This is a genomic window from Nostoc sp. S13, from assembly GCF_029379315.1.
Taxonomy (GTDB): Bacteria; Cyanobacteriota; Cyanobacteriia; order Cyanobacteriales; family Nostocaceae; genus Nostoc.
In genome coordinates this window covers 1-15,989 of the sequence record NZ_JAQYWQ010000142.1, presented here as the reverse complement: position 1 = coordinate 15,989, position 15,989 = coordinate 1, and the positions used below count along the sequence as shown (strand labels likewise).

Sequence of the window (15,989 nt, the reverse complement as noted above, 5' to 3'; positions counted from 1 at the left end):
GTTGGTGGAGTTTGTCTGGTGGGAGTTGGTGGAGTTTGTCTGGTGGGAGTTGGTGGAGTTTGTCTGGTGGGAGTTGGTGGAGTTTGTCTGGTGGGAGTTGGTGAAGTTTGTCTGGTGGGAGTTGGTGGAGTTTGTCTGGTGGGAGTTGGTGGAGTTTGTCTGGTGGGAGTTGGTGAAGTTTGTCTGTTTTCAGCTTCCGAAACTGGTGGATTTGATGGAATACCTGTTGGTAGTGGCGTTCCTTTTCCCAGCTTAATTTCTTGACGGCGGTTCCAAGGTAAATTACCGACTGCAACTGTAGGTGTAGATGTCGGTCTAGCTGTAGGTTTCGATGTTACCGTAGGTTTCGGTGTGGCTGTAGGTGTCGGCGTAGGAACTCTCTGTTGCCTAAAAGGTTTGCTATTAAGTTTAGAGGCGTAAGTTCGGCTCTTTTGCTGGAGATTATCCGCAGAATTTATTGCGCCAAAATCTTGATTTCTGGGCGTAGTTCGTCCTGTTTGTAGTGAACGTGCTGGTACAGACTTTTGAGTTAAGGATAGTCGCTTTGGCGAAACTGTTTTGGCTGTTGATTTTGTTTTGGGAGTAATGTCTATCAATTCAATGGGAACAGCATATTGACTTTGCTGGGGAAACCACAGACTAAATGCATTAGATGAGCGCATCAGCCAGAACGCCAGCAAGTGCAGAGAGACTGAAGCCATAACGACAGAAATCCACAAACCTGGTGGATCAGTGTGTCGCTTCCAGACCTTGGCTGGAATTGGAGTTTTGTCTGCAATCAATGGTGTCATATTATATAAACTGGATATGATTAGGCACTCTTACTCATTAGACTTATCCGGAAATGAGAACTTTATTTGGCTGAAACCTAGCTCTGGAGAGGGTTTTAGAGGTTCCTGTTTTATATAAGCTAAAAAGCCAGCTATGTAAGGGTTTCAGCTATTTTGAGGTTTATTTGTGGATAAGTCTATTGGTGATGCTTTAAAATACCAGTCTAAATTTTAGCGATTAACGATTATCTCTGGTGTAACAACGAAAGTCAAAACTGTTTCATCTACTCCTTTAAGTTCTAGCGGACTACCTTTAGTAATTTCTTTTTCCTGCAAATAATCTGCCACGGCGGCAGAAACCAGGATACTACCGGGAAGAGCAGCAGCTTGTAACCTTGCAGCAATATTCACACTTGGGCCAATGGCAGTATAATCGGCACGTTCAGCGCTACCAAACATCCCAACAACAGCAGTGCCTTGGTGGATACCGCACCGGAACTGTACGCTAGTAAGTTTGTCGCCGTCGAATACACCTTGATCTCGCCAGCGCTGGTTTAACTCAGCCAGTGAGTGGTGCATTGCTCTAGCTGTATTGATAGCACGACGCACCTGTTCATTGGGGGTTAGTTCTTCTGGCGCTCCGTATAAAGCTAAGATAGCATCTCCCATAAATTTATCTACAGTGCCGCCATTGCCAAATACAACCTTGGTCATGGCCGCTAAATATTCATTTAGCAACTCTGCTACTCGCCGGGATCTGAGAGTATTTGCTAGCTGTGTAAAACCCACGATGTCACTAAACAAAACTGTAATCAAGCGTGGTTCTGGGCGCAAATCTAACGTTAAATCTCCGGTTGCGGCTTTTTGCACTAACACAGCCGGCAAAAAGCGCTTTAGCACCGATTCTGTTAGATAAGTATTTAGCTCCACAATTCGTCGTTCATTTTCCTTCAATGCTAAAAGATTCCGAACTTCCGCCAAAAGTTCCCGGTCATTGAATGGTTTTGCTAAATAAGCATCCGCCCCATGTTCTGTACCTTCAATACGGGTTTCCTCGTCTACTTTCGCTGTCAGCAGAATGATTGGTGTTCCTTTCAACTTGTCCTCATTGCGGATCATCTGAATCATCTCAAGTCCGCTTACCAAGGGCATCATTAAGTCAGTCACAATCAAATTAGGTATAATTTCCTTAGCTATACTGTGCCCTTCATAACCGTTACGAGCTGTCTGTACATGATAGCCGTTGCGGCGGAAAATCTCAGATACATAGGTTCGCAAATCTGGATTGTCATCTACAACTAAAATTGAGGAGCCAGCCGTGTGTAGGGGTTCCCCCTGTTGACCGGTCTGGCGTTGCTGAGTCTTAAGTGTTGAGTCTTTAGTATCAATAGTGGGAGAGAAGTTTCTTGTAATATCTTCAATATTGTCTGTTGTTGACTCTACCAATTCTAAATCAGCCAATTCTACGCTAGCGCGGTTCGTGTTCAGTTCGGTAGGGGTTTCTAGTATTTGCTGTGCAGGTAAATGAGCATTTCCAGTCACAAGCCATAAACAAAAGGTAGTGCCTTCGCCGTAAACTGATTCCACAGTGACTTGACCGCCATGTAATTCTACCAATTCTTTAACTAAAGCTAAACCCAAACCACTGCCTTCATAGGAGCGGTTTGCTGAACCTTCAGCTTGGCGGAAGCGCTCAAAAAGATGGGGAATTTGTTCTTTAAGAATGCCAATTCCAGTATCTTGTACTTGCAATATGCAACAATCGCCCTCAGATTTTAGTCTGACACTGATCGTGCCACCTTCAGGAGTAAACTTCATGGCATTTGACAGGAGGTTGTAAACCACTTTGTCAAATTTTTCCATATCCAAGTACACCGTAGAACATTCATCTAACAGGGTAATCAGACGCAGTCCTTTTTTCTCACAGTAGGGGCGAAAAGACTCGACAATTTGGCTGACAAATTCGACTAAATCGCAGGGATGGAAACTAGGCTGCATTCTCCCCGCATCTAGGCGTTGTAGATCCAGGAGTTGATTTACCAGACGCAACAGGCGCCGGGAGTTACGCAGGGCGATCGCACTTTGGGAGTAAGATAATCCCTCACCAGCCGCCACCGCTGACTCTAAAGGCCCTTGAATCAAGGTGATGGGAGTGCGAAACTCATGGGAGATATTTTGGAAAAATTCGGTTTTTTGTTTATCTAATTCCAGTAAGCGTTCAGCTTGTTGGCGAGTTTTTTGATACAAGTGTGATTGCTGGACAGCGATCGCTGCTTGAGCTGCTACTGCTTTCGCCAAATCAATATCAGATAGCAGCCATCGGCGGACTTTGTTACCTTCATGTAGAATAATACTACCGATACATTTACCATCAGCCAATAATGGCACAAACATTAGCGATCGCCCTGGCATTTTCAAAGGCAAATCAAAACCCTGCACTCCTGAAAGAGAATGGCTCACATTACCAATTACCACCGGTTCATGTGTCTGTAGCATTTGTTGGAGGATTGGATTCTCCTGTATAGATGCTTGAGAGTAGGGTATTCTCTGAGTTAATAGGTTCTTATTGCTACTTAAATTTTTGTCTGGGACTGGTGATGCCTGTGGCGGGCTGTGCCTACGCGAATTTTCAGTATGTTGAAAACTGTCATACAAGCCCACACACTCGGCAAACTCATCTTCCTCTGTCCACAAAGACAGAACACAGCCATCGACTTGTAAAGCTTGTCCCAATTGCTGGGTGATCGCCGCAAAAATATCTTCGGGGTCTAAGCTAGAGCGAATCGCGCTAGTAATTGTATTAATTAATGCTTCTCGCTTGGCAAGGGCACGTACTTGTTCGTAAGCATAAGCTTGAGACAAAGCTAAAGCTGCCTGATCCGCTACCATCAACACTAACTGCACCTCTTCATCCCCCCAGAAGCGAGCCAAAGAACACTGATGCAGTGCCAGCACTGCCATCAGTTCTTGTTGGCAAATTAATGGCACAACTAAACTAGAACAAATATTAGCGGCAGCAAAAGCTGCTTCACGTTGACGCAGTTCAGGAGTATTCCCGTGAATGCGCTCATCATCGATCACATCGTGAATCACCTGGACTTCGCGGGTTTCCCACACCGTCTGAGCCAAAACAGTTACAGAGCTGGGGATGGTGGGACTCAGATCCGCCTTTGGGGAGAGAGGGGAAAGACTTACTGCAACTTCCCCTGCTTCTTCAGAAAGAGCCTTCTGATAAATGAATCCTTTATCGGCCAACTGTCCATCTTGGAAGGGACGCAACAGACAGACATCAACCTCCAACATATGGCCCACTGTATCTACAATTGCCTGCAAAATTTGGCGATAGTCTAAAGCACTGCGAATCGTATTTGTAACCGTATTCAGCAGCGATTCTTGTCGGAGTGTACGGGTAAGTTCGCGGGTGCGGGCTTTGAGGACATTGTGGGTGTCCAAAGCTTGGCGTACCACTGCTTTGAGTTCCTCTGCTTCCCACGGTTTAGTGACATATTTAAATACTTTACCAGCGTTAATTGCTTCCACCAAGTCTTCGACATCGGTGTAGCCAGTTAAAATAATCCGGATAATATCTGGATATTGAGTTGCTGTCAGACTCAAAAATTCTGTACCGCTCATCATCGGCATCCGCTGATCGGAGATGATCACTGCGACCTCTCCCTCTTGAGCCAGCAGATCAAGTGCCGCAGGCCCAGAGTTTGCCCTTAGCACCTTATAGTCGCGATAGAAAGTGCGGTAAAGCAAGTCAAGGTTGTCTGGTTCATCATCGACAACCAAAATTTTCGGCTTACTGTTTACTTGGGATTTCATGCACCGCCTTCCTGCTGCAACGGCAGTCGGATAAAGAATAATCTGATCAGGTAAGGATTTTTCTGAGTCAGGTAAGAGCAGAGCATTTTGACCAATAAGGCTGTTTGGCTACATGACTGCTGAGTGTAGGAGTGTTTACTCACAGTAATTCGTCTCAATGGCTTATGCCCATTACCGTTTGCTCTGGTGCAGTGTAATTGCTTTCATAGTCAGTTTTAGAGTTATAGAGTCGATGCTTACTTGCCAAATTTTTCTTCACCTCCTGTGAGCAATGCCTGATATCACATACAGCGTTCATAGCTAGCTGAAAAATCTAGATGAAGCTGCATATTAAGTTTTCCCTCTGCGGCAGTTTTACTAACACTTGCAGGTAAATTTTATTTATGGTAGTCATGGTAGAGTCAGCAATCTTAAAACAATAAGATTTAAAGCCAAAGTATACTATTAGACAAATACCTCTTTCTAATTTAGCAATCAGAACTATCATTAAGACAAGTCGTAATGGTTAAGAAGTTAGGGCTTAGGAATCTTGTAGATTTTTCCCCAGTAGCTGTACAGCCTGTTCCGATGACCTAGTAGCAAAGTCGTGTTAGTGTAACGGCAATTGCATAAACAAGTTCAGTACTGCAACCAAAGGTGGTTTGCAACCAGAGTTTGTTGGTGGTGTACTTACTTAACAATTTTGTCGGTTATGCCTACGGACAGGTTATGCTATTTATCTACCCATTCACCTAAACCTGTACGGTACGACTTTACAGATATTTTTGTTGTGGTAGAGAGACTGATATCCTCCCTACCTAAAGCAAGGGAAAGATTGTAGCTTTATAAAGCTGTAACTTGTAAGACTCTTTCAAAAATGCCGGCTATAAAGCCCCAAACTAAAGTGTAAAACTTTGTATGCTCCACAGGCAAAAGCACATTAGCAATCTTAGATGAGTTCAATCTCCTGGGTAGATATGAAGTTTTTATTCAGTTTAAATGGTGTTTGAGGATATTTGAGAAAATTTTCGTTGAATAAAATCAATACTAAACTAGCCTTGAAATATCGGTTTTTTCATCCATACCAGCAACAGCCAATCGATCCAGCTTGCTGCCAATTTCAAATTCGTACAGCTACACCTGCTGATTTAATCGGCGTTGCCCAAATTATTGCTGAAAGCTTTCACTCCCAAAAGGGTATGTGGGGATGGGCTTTTCCATTGCTACGTTTGGGTATTTACGAAGACTTAAGGCATCGCATGACATCACCTCCGCCGCGTCATATTTGTTTAGTCGCCTTTGAAACTACTAGTGGCGCGGCTAACAATTTAGTGGGAAGTGTGGAACTGGGTGTACGTTACAGTGATTCGTGGAGCCAAGTTAGTATGGGTTTTCCTTACTTATCTAATTTAGCGGTTCACCCAAAATACCGTAGACATGGTGTGGCCTCAGAGTTACTGACTAGCTGTGAAAAAGTCTCTCGCGAGTGGGGATTTCAAGACTTATATCTCCACGTTTTAGAAAATAATCATCAGGCAAGGCAACTTTATTTCAAGGCGGGATATCGGGTACATAAAGTCGAATCTAATTGGAATACATTTTTACTAGGACGCTCAAGCCAGATGTTTTTGCACAAGCACCTGAGTGCTGATTCCACTATCTGAATTTGATTTCCGCAATTGTAAATTTTGATGTTGTAATTAGTTTGGATAAAATCTATCACCAATATGGACAATCAAAGTACAAACGAATCTAATTAAGAACTCAGCCAATATTAGCTAAATATAGCTAAAGAGCTAGATATATATAGCTTTGGATAATTATTTGAAGGATATTGTATTTAGACTTTTTACGAGTATTCCTATTCATCGATATTTCTCAAGTTAGACGTTATAAAACTTAATTTAAATGATTAAATGTTACATTATGTCTTTTTTATTTGTCATTAAACAACAACTGTTTTAGTTGAGAGTATTTTATTTAGAGAAATAAATAATTTATAATGGAAATCGCTTTACAATTACTTTAGGAAATCAGCAATTCCTCATAATAACTTTGTAATTAAGATATTCATCTTTATAAAAACTTTAACAAAACACTCTCCGAATTTGGAGACAAATCTAGTTATATCTCATAAAATATGATCACTCAATTACTAAACAATGCTTGTTTATTAGTATCTTGGTTAAATTGACCAAAAGACTCTTGATAATAAAAGAATTCACAAACCTGATTTTACATAACAGCTAGTTACGTTTTGAAGTGCATACTACTACCAAATTCGTTGAAAGTTTAAAAAACATGGATAGCGAACAGCATCGACGCTATCAGACCTCTATGGTATCAACTTATTACCCTGAAACTAGTTTCCTTGACTCTCGTGTCATGGCAGATGGAACTGAGCAATCGCAAGGCTCGGATATCCTTACACGTTTACACAGTGGAAAAGTTTTCATTGTCAATAGTCGTAGACAAAATGGATTAATACTTTTTAAACGCTACCATGCAGAGTTTGCTGGGCCTGGGGCTGCTGTGGGTGGGGATTACGATTGTGATTGCCAAAGGGCATTACCCATAGGTAATTTTTCTTTATTAACTCCTGAATCTAATGAAGAACGCCAGAATGCTTACAAGATTAGGCGACAGTGGATTCGATTAATCAAACAAATTACAGAAAACCCAGTGCCTGGGCAGCGAGTGCAGAAAATTCTCGATCAATTTGAACAATACTTTCCCCCAGAAATAGTGGATCTTTTGCCGGATGTTGCTTTTGCTCTTTTAGTGGGTGTGCTGCCACAAACAGTGGGAGTAGTACGGCGTTTGGGCAGTGAGGTGAATAGTAGGTTTAATTACTGAGTGAATTGCTAAAATTCCAAATTTGCCAAAGCAGCTTGGACTCGATTAAGGGTGCGGGCGTTTTCCTCTATCGTTCCGACAGTAATTCGCAATCCTCCGCTAATGTGTCGCACAAGAGTGCCGAGTGTTCTAAGTTTCTGGTGGAAAGTTTTTAACACGGCATCTTGTGAATTAAAGCCATTTGGTTTCAGACGTAGGTAAATAAAGTTAGCAGCGCTTACCGTAATTTGTAGTTCTGGTTGCTGGGACAAAATTTCGATGAGTTTGGCTCGTTCACTCAGGGTTTGGGGAATTGACTCCAGCAAGAGTGTACGGTTTTGTAAAGCAACTAATGTTGCTGCTATGGAAAAGCTGGGGAGATTGTAGGGTAAGCGAACTTTTTCTAAGATCGCGATCGCTTCGGGATGAGCAACGCAATAGCCAACACGGAGAGATGCCAATCGGAAGGCTTTAGAAAAAGTACGTAATATTACCCAATTGGGATGCTGTGCTAATTCACCTACTAGCGTAGTTTGGCTGAATTCAAAGTAAGCTTCATCAATTACTACCAAAATATGTGCGCTCAAACTTCTTAACCATCCCAACTCTGCCGCAGTTAAGCTATTGGCAGTCGGCGAATTGGGATGCACTACAAAAACTACGCGAATCGGGGGATTTTGGGTTTTTTCGATCGCAGATTGTGCTGCTTTTAAGTCAATTTCAAAATTTGTTTCATTTCTACCAACCGCCACTACAGGAATACCCAAAGTTTGTGCCAAAATTCCGTACATAGAGAAAGTGGGATTGGCAACAAGAACTGAACCTTCTCCTCCTAGACAGGTGGCGATTAATAAAGAGCGGATCAACTCATCTGAACCGTTGCCAACAGAAATATTGGCAGCAGTATTGGATAGCGAGAGGGTGGCTGACTCATTGACGTACTCGGCGATCGCATCCTTAAGTGTTTCATGTCCGCCATCGGGATAACGATTTGTTTCAATTACTTGCTGATACGTCCAGGCCAGCTTCTCTTTTAACTCAGGTGGTAAATCGTAGGGACTTTCATTTGTATCCAGCCGATCAAACTGTATGGGGACAGAATCGGCTGTATCGCTACTGGGGTGTGGTTTGTAGGCGGTGAATTGTGCTAAATCTGACCGGATGAAGGGAAGCATATCGATTTTGGATTTTGGATTTTAAATGAAAGTTGGTAAATAATATAGCCTCTTTGGATCTACGAGTTCAGTAGTACTTACTGAAAAATATTAAGTTAGGTATAAGTTTAATATTTTACAGCCTCAAGGTAATTGGCAAAAGAGGCGAATTGCCTGCCAAGTTTCTTCCATAACATTACCTAAGGCGTGGTCACTGTCGAGTTCGACTAATTCCACCCAAGGACGCGAACGCCCAAAGTCACGACTGGCTTCGATGGGAATGACTTCATCATTTTTTCCATGCAAAATCACGGTGGGGATAGGACGTTGCAAAAGCTTTTCTTGGTATTGGGCAGCATCTGTAACGAAATCGTAACTTAAAGGAATTGATCTCTGCTCGCCATAGTGGTAGACCATGATATATTTTTCTTGCTGCCAACCCTGTATTTGCTCATCCCCTAGCTTGGGCAGCCAATGGGATAAAAACTCAAAAGCTGGTGCTAGCAAAACTAAGCGTTGCACTTGTAAATATTGCTCTCCCAAGTGAGCAGCAGTCAAACCACCCAAGCTTGAGCCAATGAGCGTTACTGGTATAGAATCATTGCTGAATTCTGCGGCAACTTGAGTTAGCTGACGAGTGATTGTCAGCTGGGAAAAATCATCAGCATTCAAGTCGGGAATTTTCAGCTTTGTCTGAATTTGGGCAAAGCGATCGCTTATATCCCGCGCTTTGGCAGAATTAGGACTGGAAGCAAAGCCGTGAAGATATATGTAGTGCAAGGGTGTAGATCGTGAGGAGTGAGGAATGAGGAGTTAAGAATTTCTTTCTTCAACTCATAACTCATAACTCCTAATTCCTAACTCTTATTACCGCATTGTGACAAATTCCTCTGCGGCTGAGGGATGGATACCCACAGTGGCGTCAAAGTCTTTTTTGGTTGCGCCCATCTTCACAGCGATCGCTATACCTTGGATAATTTCAGCAGCATTTTCACCTACCATGTGAGCGCCTAGCACTTTATCAGTGTTGCTATCAACCACCAACTTCATCATTGTTTTCTCTTGCTTACCAGTCAAACTATGGTACATGGGGCGGAAGCGAGCGCGATAAATTGTTACAGCATCACAAAATTTCTCCCGCGCTTCGCTTTCCGTCCAGCCGACTGTAGCGGCTTCTGGGTTAGAAAATATGGCTGTGGCTACAGTTTGGTGACTGAATTCACGGCGATTATTCCCGAATTCACTATCGGCAAAGGCGCGACCTTCACCAATGGCTACGGGAGTTAAATTAATTCGGTCAGTGACATCGCCAACGGCAAAAATATTCGGTTGACTAGTTTGACTATATTCATTGACTGCGATCGCACTTGTGGTAGGATATCCAAGCCCTTCCATAGAACTAGCGACAACATCAACCCCAGCGTTTTCTAAACCTAGTCCATCTACATTGGGAGTCCGACCAGTCGCCACTAAAAACACGTCGGCAATTATTGGTTTTTGGTCATCCCCTGATAAAATCAGTTTCAACCCTTCTGGCACAGCTTCAACTGTCTTTACCACATTATTCTTAATCAGTCGAATTCCGTGGTTCGTCATCCCCTCTTCAATTTCTATGCGGACATCTTCATCAAACCCCTTTAAAATCTTTTCACCTCTGGTAATTTGTGTCACCTCAGAACCCAAACCGCGCATAATACAGGCAAATTCTGTGCCAATATAACCAGCACCAATAATAACTATGTGTTTTGGTTGTTCTTTTAGATGAAAGATTTCGTTAGAGGTAATGCCATATTCCATCCCTAATAAATCTGGCTTTACAGGATACCCACCAACAGCAATTAAAATTTTGTCTGCTGTAACTTTGCGTCCATCAACTTCTACAGTGTGGGGGTCTAACAATGTGGCGCGACTAGGAATTAATTCCACACCCGCTTTTTCTAAAAAGCTTATGTGTAGTTGCGACAGTCGCCGAACTTCGTTATCTATAGATGTAATAAAATATTCCCAGTCGAACTCCACATTACCCACTTTCCAGCCATAGCCTGAAGCGTCACTGAATAGTGCGGGAAAGTGAGAACCATAAACCATGAGTTTTTTGGGAACGCAACCGCGAATTACACAAGTGCCACCAACTAAATCATATTCAGCGATCGCTACTTTTGCGCCAAAGCTAGCCGCCCGTTTGGAAGCCGCCAAACCTCCAGAACCCGCACCAATTACAAACAGATCGTAATCAAAAGTCATAAATTTATGTATCTCTTTAGCAACAAGTTAGTTCCTGGGAACTTACACAAAATGTGATTGAACTATATAAGGATATCCGGTAAATCCTGTGTAAGTCCTATCCTTGATTTAATCTAGCGTTAGCAGATGCTATCTCGTCGTAGGGAATATCACTTTTTGCTTTGGTGGCTGTAAAGCCAGTAGTTAACACTTATTATAATTATACACTTAGAAGCAAGTATAAATTTATCTGCTTATTACGTTGGAAAAACTAAGTTTAGAAAATATTGCTACAAGTCTGAAAGTGCTAGCAAGGTCAGGTAGTTCCCACTGTCCTGAATAATGAGAAATCAAATGATGAGACTTTCTAATACAAGTTACTTCAGCAGTTTGATGTGGTTGATATTTCCGAATAGTCTCAGAGGGATTGCTGATTCCCGTTTCAGTGGGCGGTCTACTACTTCGGTTCTGGAAGAGTTTCAGGTGGTTGGACGCTCGACTGGAGGAGTGACTGGAGGAGTGACTGGAGGAATGACTGGAGGAGTGACTGGAGGAATGACTGGAGGCTCGACTGGAGGAATGACTGGAGGCTCGACTGGAGGAATGACTGGAGGAGTGACTGGAGGAATGACTGGAGGCTCGACTGGAGGAATGACTGGAGTCTCGACTGGAGGAGTTACTGGAGGAATGACTGGAGGAGTTACTGGAGGAATGACTGGAGGAGTTACTGGAGTTACTGGAAGATTTACTGGAGTGACTGGAAGATTTATTGGAGGATTTACTGGAGTGATTGGAGGATTTACTGGAGTGACTGGAAGATTTACCGTCCGACTAGCGTTATTTTTCCCAGGACGCTGTTGAGTATTTGACAGAAGTTGTCCTGCGTTTTCAAAGGAATTTAATAGGGAATTATCTTCAATAGGGTGTACTGGGGAATTGTTTGTAATAATGTCGTTGGTGGAGGAAGTTGAAGGATTAGTAGTTAGGTCTGCAAAAGATGGGTTTTCAACTACTCCCTCACCGCTTATTGGGGACTGTGCGTTCAAAGCCGCAGCAGTTTCAGCTTCAACGCTAGCGATCGCTGGGTCGGACGTAGGCGTAAGATTTTGTTTAGTCAAATCAAATCCCCGAACCAGCTCGCTCATTTGATAAAAATTTCTCAGATCAAAATCGTATAAACCCTGAAATTTGCCTTTAACTATAACCATCATCTGTCCTGCTTGCAGCACCTGAGTTTGAGAAGCTTCCTTATTAGAAACTTCAATGCCGCTATTTGTCAGCGCACCCACAATCGTGGTATCTGTTTGTTGGTTGTAGCGTACAAATAATGCTGAACCACGAATTGCTGCTGCTGCACTTGGCGTTTGTATACGTGTTTGCCCCCTTCCAGGTGGGATAAGCAGCAATGCGGTTCCATTTGATAGTCTAAAGCTGCGAGTCTTTGGTAAAAATTGAAATATAGCCTGTTCACCAACTCGTGCTAAAGAGCCATCGTTAAAGCGCAAGTCTGCTAGGGAAGCTCGACCAGTTGACAACCCATCCCCAGGAATCATTGCATCTGATTTGCGTGCAGGACGCTTCTTCTCTCTATCTCTGGGTATCAGTTGTACTATGTTGCGGAGGTTCTGAATCTCTGCTCGCGTCAGAGGAGTTATGGCATTTACCCGATTTGGCAAAGGCAGTACTATAACTCCCCATAAACCAATAATTAATAGTGGAAACGATTTATAAAACATAGTTTGAGAATTTGTAAACTTCAACTAATACCAAAAAATTTAAAGGTTTAAGCTGCTGCTAATTGTTTGAGTAAGTTTTTTTAGGTAAAATTCTTTGGTTTTTTTTACATTGAATACATAAAATAGGCAACAAATAAACTAAACATATAGTTTATTTAAATTTTTATTTTGAAACTGACATTGTATGCAAGAAAGTCTGTGGCAGATTTTCAAGTTAGTACTTAATATAAAGAATTAAATGAGGAGTAGCTTACAGATAATCCTTATCTTACAGTTCAGGCACAGGATGATCAGTTATGTGGGAAAAGGAGTTGTTACGGATCTGTTGTGAAATGAATCACTGGCTGTATTTCACTAAAGTTCAGCAAAGATTGGATTGGAGCATCTCAGTTTTGCAAAAAATCTCGGAAAAAATCCGAAAAGCAGCAAGTATAGTTTGTAGTTTCAGTATATACCTACAAAGCTAAAATAGATGCAGTCAATTGCATATTCTAAGTCAAAACTTCCGATAGAGCTTGTAGGTCTACATTTGTCAAACGCGATTAACGCGATCTAACCAGATGCAACTCAAGAACTGGAAGAATTTGTTTTTTTGTATTTTGTTAGCATCCAGTGGTGGAAGTTGGTGTTGCATTAGAGTAGATGCGGTAGAATCTGCAAATACAGATATTTGGCATCCTCAAAATTTAGCAAGCACACAGGTAAATTATCAGCAGTTATGTCAGAAGTTGCAGCCACAGGCAATTAACTCTTTGTGCAAGCAGTCGAGTGAGTCGCATCTTTTAGACTCCGAGATGCCGTTAAATCTGGCACAGCAAACACGAGAACCAACTCCAGCGCCTGACACAACCGAAAAACCTGAAGATACTCAAAAGCAAAATGACCCACCACAGCTAGAATCGCAGCCAAGTAATTTGCCTACATCTCCTCCAGACTCAAAAGAGCAACTATTAAATGTACCTGAGATAAATTACTCCCAAAGGCTAGAGAGGCTAATACAGCTGCTGCCATCGCCAAAACTATCACCTGAGTCTGATAGCGATCGCGAATTGGGGTTGCGTGTGCGGTTACTACCCTTAGAACAGCAGCCACCCCCACCAACAGAACAACCCGTAGTTAAGTTTAAACCCATAGGCTCTCTACAAGGTCGTGTAGGCTACTTCCAGACAAATAACATTTTTTCCTCAAATCATAGTCCAATAGAAGATGGTTTCATTATTTCTGGACTGACGTTAGCCTCTACATATTTCCCTTTAGGATCTAAGACTTATTTAAACGGCTCAATTGATGGTAATCTCATTCGTTATCTAAATCAGTCACAATACCATTACAACCAAGTAAGATTCAATCTCAGTATTTACCAGCAGCTATCCCAGCGAATGTACGGAGAAATCAGTTGGAGCGATCAACAGTTATTTTATGCCAATAACAGCGATCGCCTGGATAGCTTCAAAGCAGGCGATCGCTTTTTAAATGAGAATTCCCTCGAACTGTCTTTAGGACGGCGAGATCCTTTAACCTCAAGATTAACGCTAGATAGCTTCTACGAATTGAGTCTAAATTTTGCTGACCCCCTAAGTCGTAATCGGATCATCAATTCCTTTTGGGTATCTCTGAATTACTATTTGCAAAAGCCTCTCCAGGTTGGTATTGACTACCAGGCAAACTTCTCGGACTTTACACAGCGCGATCGAGAAGACCAATTTCATCGGATATTCGGACACTTAAATTACCAAATATCCGATACTATTAATATGAATGTGCAGGCTGGAGTAAGTTTAGGTAGTTCAACCGCCGATAACATTGATTTTGATGGCTGGTTCTTCAGTATTAATTACAATTTGCAATTAGGTCGGTTTTGAAATTTGTCCTTTGTCATTAGTCATTTGTCCTTTGTCAAAAAACAATAACTAATGACTAATAGACATCTCCGAAAAAGAATGTAGAGACGCAAAATTTCGCGTCTCTACAAGGGTTCTAAATAACGCATATTTAATTTCACCAGATGTCTAATGACTAATGACTAATCACTAATGACTATAAATAAGAAATCCAATCACTCCAGCTACCAGCATAAAGTTTCCCCTTGCTAATGCCAGCTAATTCTAAAGAAAGTAAATTCACACAAGCAGTAACGCCAGAACCACAATAGACTAAGATTTCCTCGGCTGTTTCTAGCTTTTCCCACCGAAGGCGTTGTTCCCCTTGAGGCAGTAGGTAGCCGGAAGAGTCTGTAACTTCTTGCCAGGGATAGTTGACTGCACCGGGAATATGACCAGCAATTTGATCAATTGGCTCTCGTTCACCTCGGTAGCGATCGCTTTCTCTTGAATCTACCAATACTACCTCGTGGCTGTCTTTCCGGCTTTTCACCACTGTAATATCTACCACCTTTTCTGTTTGTACTTGAGCTACAAACTTACCCATCTGGGGGTGAGGAATAACATCTGTAACAGGATTCCCAGCTTTTTGCCATCCAGCAAAACCTGCATCTAGTACTGCTACTTGCTCATGTCCTAGATAGCGCAACAGCCACCATAGACGAGATGCAAAGGCAAAGCGCGAATCATCATAAGCTACAACTAAAGTTTTTTGGTAATTTACCCCAATCGCTGCAAATTTGTTAGCTATATCATTAGGATTAGGTAAAGGATGTCTCCCGCCATGCTTACCCACTGGACTGGAAAGATCCTGATTCAAATCTAGGTAATATGACCCCTTTATATGACTTGTCTGGTACTGTTGTTGTCCTAGTTGTGGATCGGCTAGAGAAAAGCGACAATCCACAATAACGACTTGCGGATCTTCTAGATGTTCAAACAGCCAAGCTGGCGAAACAACAAATTGGTTATTGGGCATGGGACATGGGGCATTGGGCATTGGGTTAAGACAGTTCCTCTTTTCCGTTAGCGGGGCGTTTAGCCCGTTCTGAATAAAGAAGTCAAATTTACTACTCAGTACTCCTGAGGGGTATTAGTAATTATTTAGTTTTATTTATCAAATGTCAGACTTAGAGAATTTTACACCAAAGCTAACAGCAGATGGTTCTTTCACCTTTGTCTCTCAAGAGTTTGGTGAATCCTTTCACAGCCATTATGGAGCGCAGCAGGAGAGTTTTTTCAAGTTTGTACAACCTACTCAACTGGCTACAGCCGCTCAAAAACCAGTCTTGCGACTATTGGATGTTTGTTATGGTCTAGGATATAACACAACTGCTGCTTTGCAGACAATTAGGGCAGTGAATCCCAGTTGTTATATTGAAGTAATCGGCTTATAACTGAATCCATCTGTGCCATAAGCTGCGATCGCTAAGGATTTTATCAGAACTAGTTTGTAGTTAGATTAGGATGTCTACTTTAAGGGGCTGTGACGCTACGCGAACGCTATCGGTGACGTAACTACAACCTATAGGAATCCTATTTGAGTTTTGAACAAGCTCCGTACATCTGAAGAGTGGCAAAGTCAAA

9 protein-coding genes and 2 pseudogenes are annotated in these 15,989 nt (G+C 42.2%); 4 read left to right on the top strand and 7 right to left on the bottom strand.

What is annotated here, in order from left to right:
• Both PUQ00_RS28790 and PUQ00_RS28785 read right to left on the bottom strand, forming a co-directional pair.
• A pseudogene (locus tag PUQ00_RS28790) lies at positions 1-791 on the bottom strand (hypothetical protein); the annotation flags it as partial.
• Positions 792-1,001: 210 nt separating this feature from the next.
• Positions 1,002-4,595: a response regulator gene (locus tag PUQ00_RS28785; RefSeq protein WP_300422973.1), complete on the bottom strand. Its 3,594-nt coding sequence runs from the start codon at positions 4,593-4,595 to the stop codon at positions 1,002-1,004.
• A 1,010-nt stretch (positions 4,596-5,605) separates the two neighbouring features.
• Between PUQ00_RS28785 and PUQ00_RS28780 the strand changes: the two genes are divergently transcribed.
• Both PUQ00_RS28780 and PUQ00_RS28775 read left to right on the top strand, forming a co-directional pair.
• Complete coding sequence (locus tag PUQ00_RS28780; protein ID WP_300422970.1) at positions 5,606-6,238, top strand: GNAT family N-acetyltransferase; 633 nt, start codon at positions 5,606-5,608, stop codon at positions 6,236-6,238.
• Between the two features lie 637 nt (positions 6,239-6,875).
• Positions 6,876-7,430 (top strand): hypothetical protein, encoded by a 555-nt coding sequence (locus PUQ00_RS28775; RefSeq protein WP_300422968.1) that lies wholly within the window; start codon positions 6,876-6,878, stop codon positions 7,428-7,430.
• Between the two features lie 8 nt (positions 7,431-7,438).
• Here PUQ00_RS28775 and PUQ00_RS28770 read toward each other — a convergent pair whose 3' ends face one another.
• The 4 genes from PUQ00_RS28770 to PUQ00_RS28755 form a co-directional block, all read right to left on the bottom strand.
• Positions 7,439-8,584 carry a histidinol-phosphate transaminase gene (locus tag PUQ00_RS28770; protein ID WP_300422966.1) on the bottom strand — a complete coding sequence of 382 codons (1,146 nt, stop codon included), beginning with the start codon at positions 8,582-8,584 and terminating at the stop codon, positions 7,439-7,441.
• Positions 8,585-8,707: 123 nt separating this feature from the next.
• Positions 8,708-9,343 (bottom strand): YqiA/YcfP family alpha/beta fold hydrolase, encoded by a 636-nt coding sequence (locus tag PUQ00_RS28765; RefSeq protein WP_300422964.1) that lies wholly within the window; start codon positions 9,341-9,343, stop codon positions 8,708-8,710.
• Positions 9,344-9,430: 87 nt separating this feature from the next.
• A complete protein-coding gene (gor, locus tag PUQ00_RS28760) occupies positions 9,431-10,807 on the bottom strand; it encodes a glutathione-disulfide reductase (RefSeq protein WP_300422960.1) in 1,377 nt (458 codons plus the stop codon).
• A 458-nt stretch (positions 10,808-11,265) separates the two neighbouring features.
• On the bottom strand, positions 11,266-12,522 hold the full coding sequence (locus PUQ00_RS28755) for a FecR family protein (protein WP_300422957.1): 1,257 nt from the start codon (positions 12,520-12,522) through the stop codon (positions 11,266-11,268).
• Between the two features lie 560 nt (positions 12,523-13,082).
• Between PUQ00_RS28755 and PUQ00_RS28750 the strand changes: the two genes are divergently transcribed.
• Positions 13,083-14,384 carry a hypothetical protein gene (locus PUQ00_RS28750; RefSeq protein WP_300422956.1) on the top strand — a complete coding sequence of 434 codons (1,302 nt, stop codon included), beginning with the start codon at positions 13,083-13,085 and terminating at the stop codon, positions 14,382-14,384.
• Between the two features lie 175 nt (positions 14,385-14,559).
• Here PUQ00_RS28750 and PUQ00_RS28745 read toward each other — a convergent pair whose 3' ends face one another.
• Positions 14,560-15,381 (bottom strand): sulfurtransferase, encoded by an 822-nt coding sequence (locus PUQ00_RS28745; protein ID WP_300422975.1) that lies wholly within the window; start codon positions 15,379-15,381, stop codon positions 14,560-14,562.
• Positions 15,382-15,523: 142 nt separating this feature from the next.
• On the opposite strand from PUQ00_RS28745, the pseudogene PUQ00_RS28740 reads away from it, so the two are divergent.
• Positions 15,524-15,796: pseudogene (locus PUQ00_RS28740) on the top strand (hypothetical protein); the annotation flags it as partial.
• Positions 15,797-15,989 lie beyond the last annotated feature (193 nt).

Bases quoted from the DNA above. Each gene is read 5' to 3' on its own strand.
- PUQ00_RS28755 (WP_300422957.1), bottom strand. From the start codon at position 12,522: ATGTTTTATAAATCGTTTCCACTATTAATTATTGGTTTATGGGGAGTT.
- PUQ00_RS28775 (WP_300422968.1), top strand. From the start codon at position 6,876: ATGGATAGCGAACAGCATCGACGCTATCAGACCTCTATGGTATCAACT.
- PUQ00_RS28745 (WP_300422975.1), bottom strand. From the start codon at position 15,381: ATGCCCAATAACCAATTTGTTGTTTCGCCAGCTTGGCTGTTTGAACAT.
- PUQ00_RS28770 (WP_300422966.1), bottom strand. From the start codon at position 8,584: ATGCTTCCCTTCATCCGGTCAGATTTAGCACAATTCACCGCCTACAAA.
- gor (WP_300422960.1), bottom strand. From the start codon at position 10,807: ATGACTTTTGATTACGATCTGTTTGTAATTGGTGCGGGTTCTGGAGGT.
- PUQ00_RS28785 (WP_300422973.1), bottom strand. From the start codon at position 4,595: ATGAAATCCCAAGTAAACAGTAAGCCGAAAATTTTGGTTGTCGATGAT.
- PUQ00_RS28750 (WP_300422956.1), top strand. From the start codon at position 13,083: ATGCAACTCAAGAACTGGAAGAATTTGTTTTTTTGTATTTTGTTAGCA.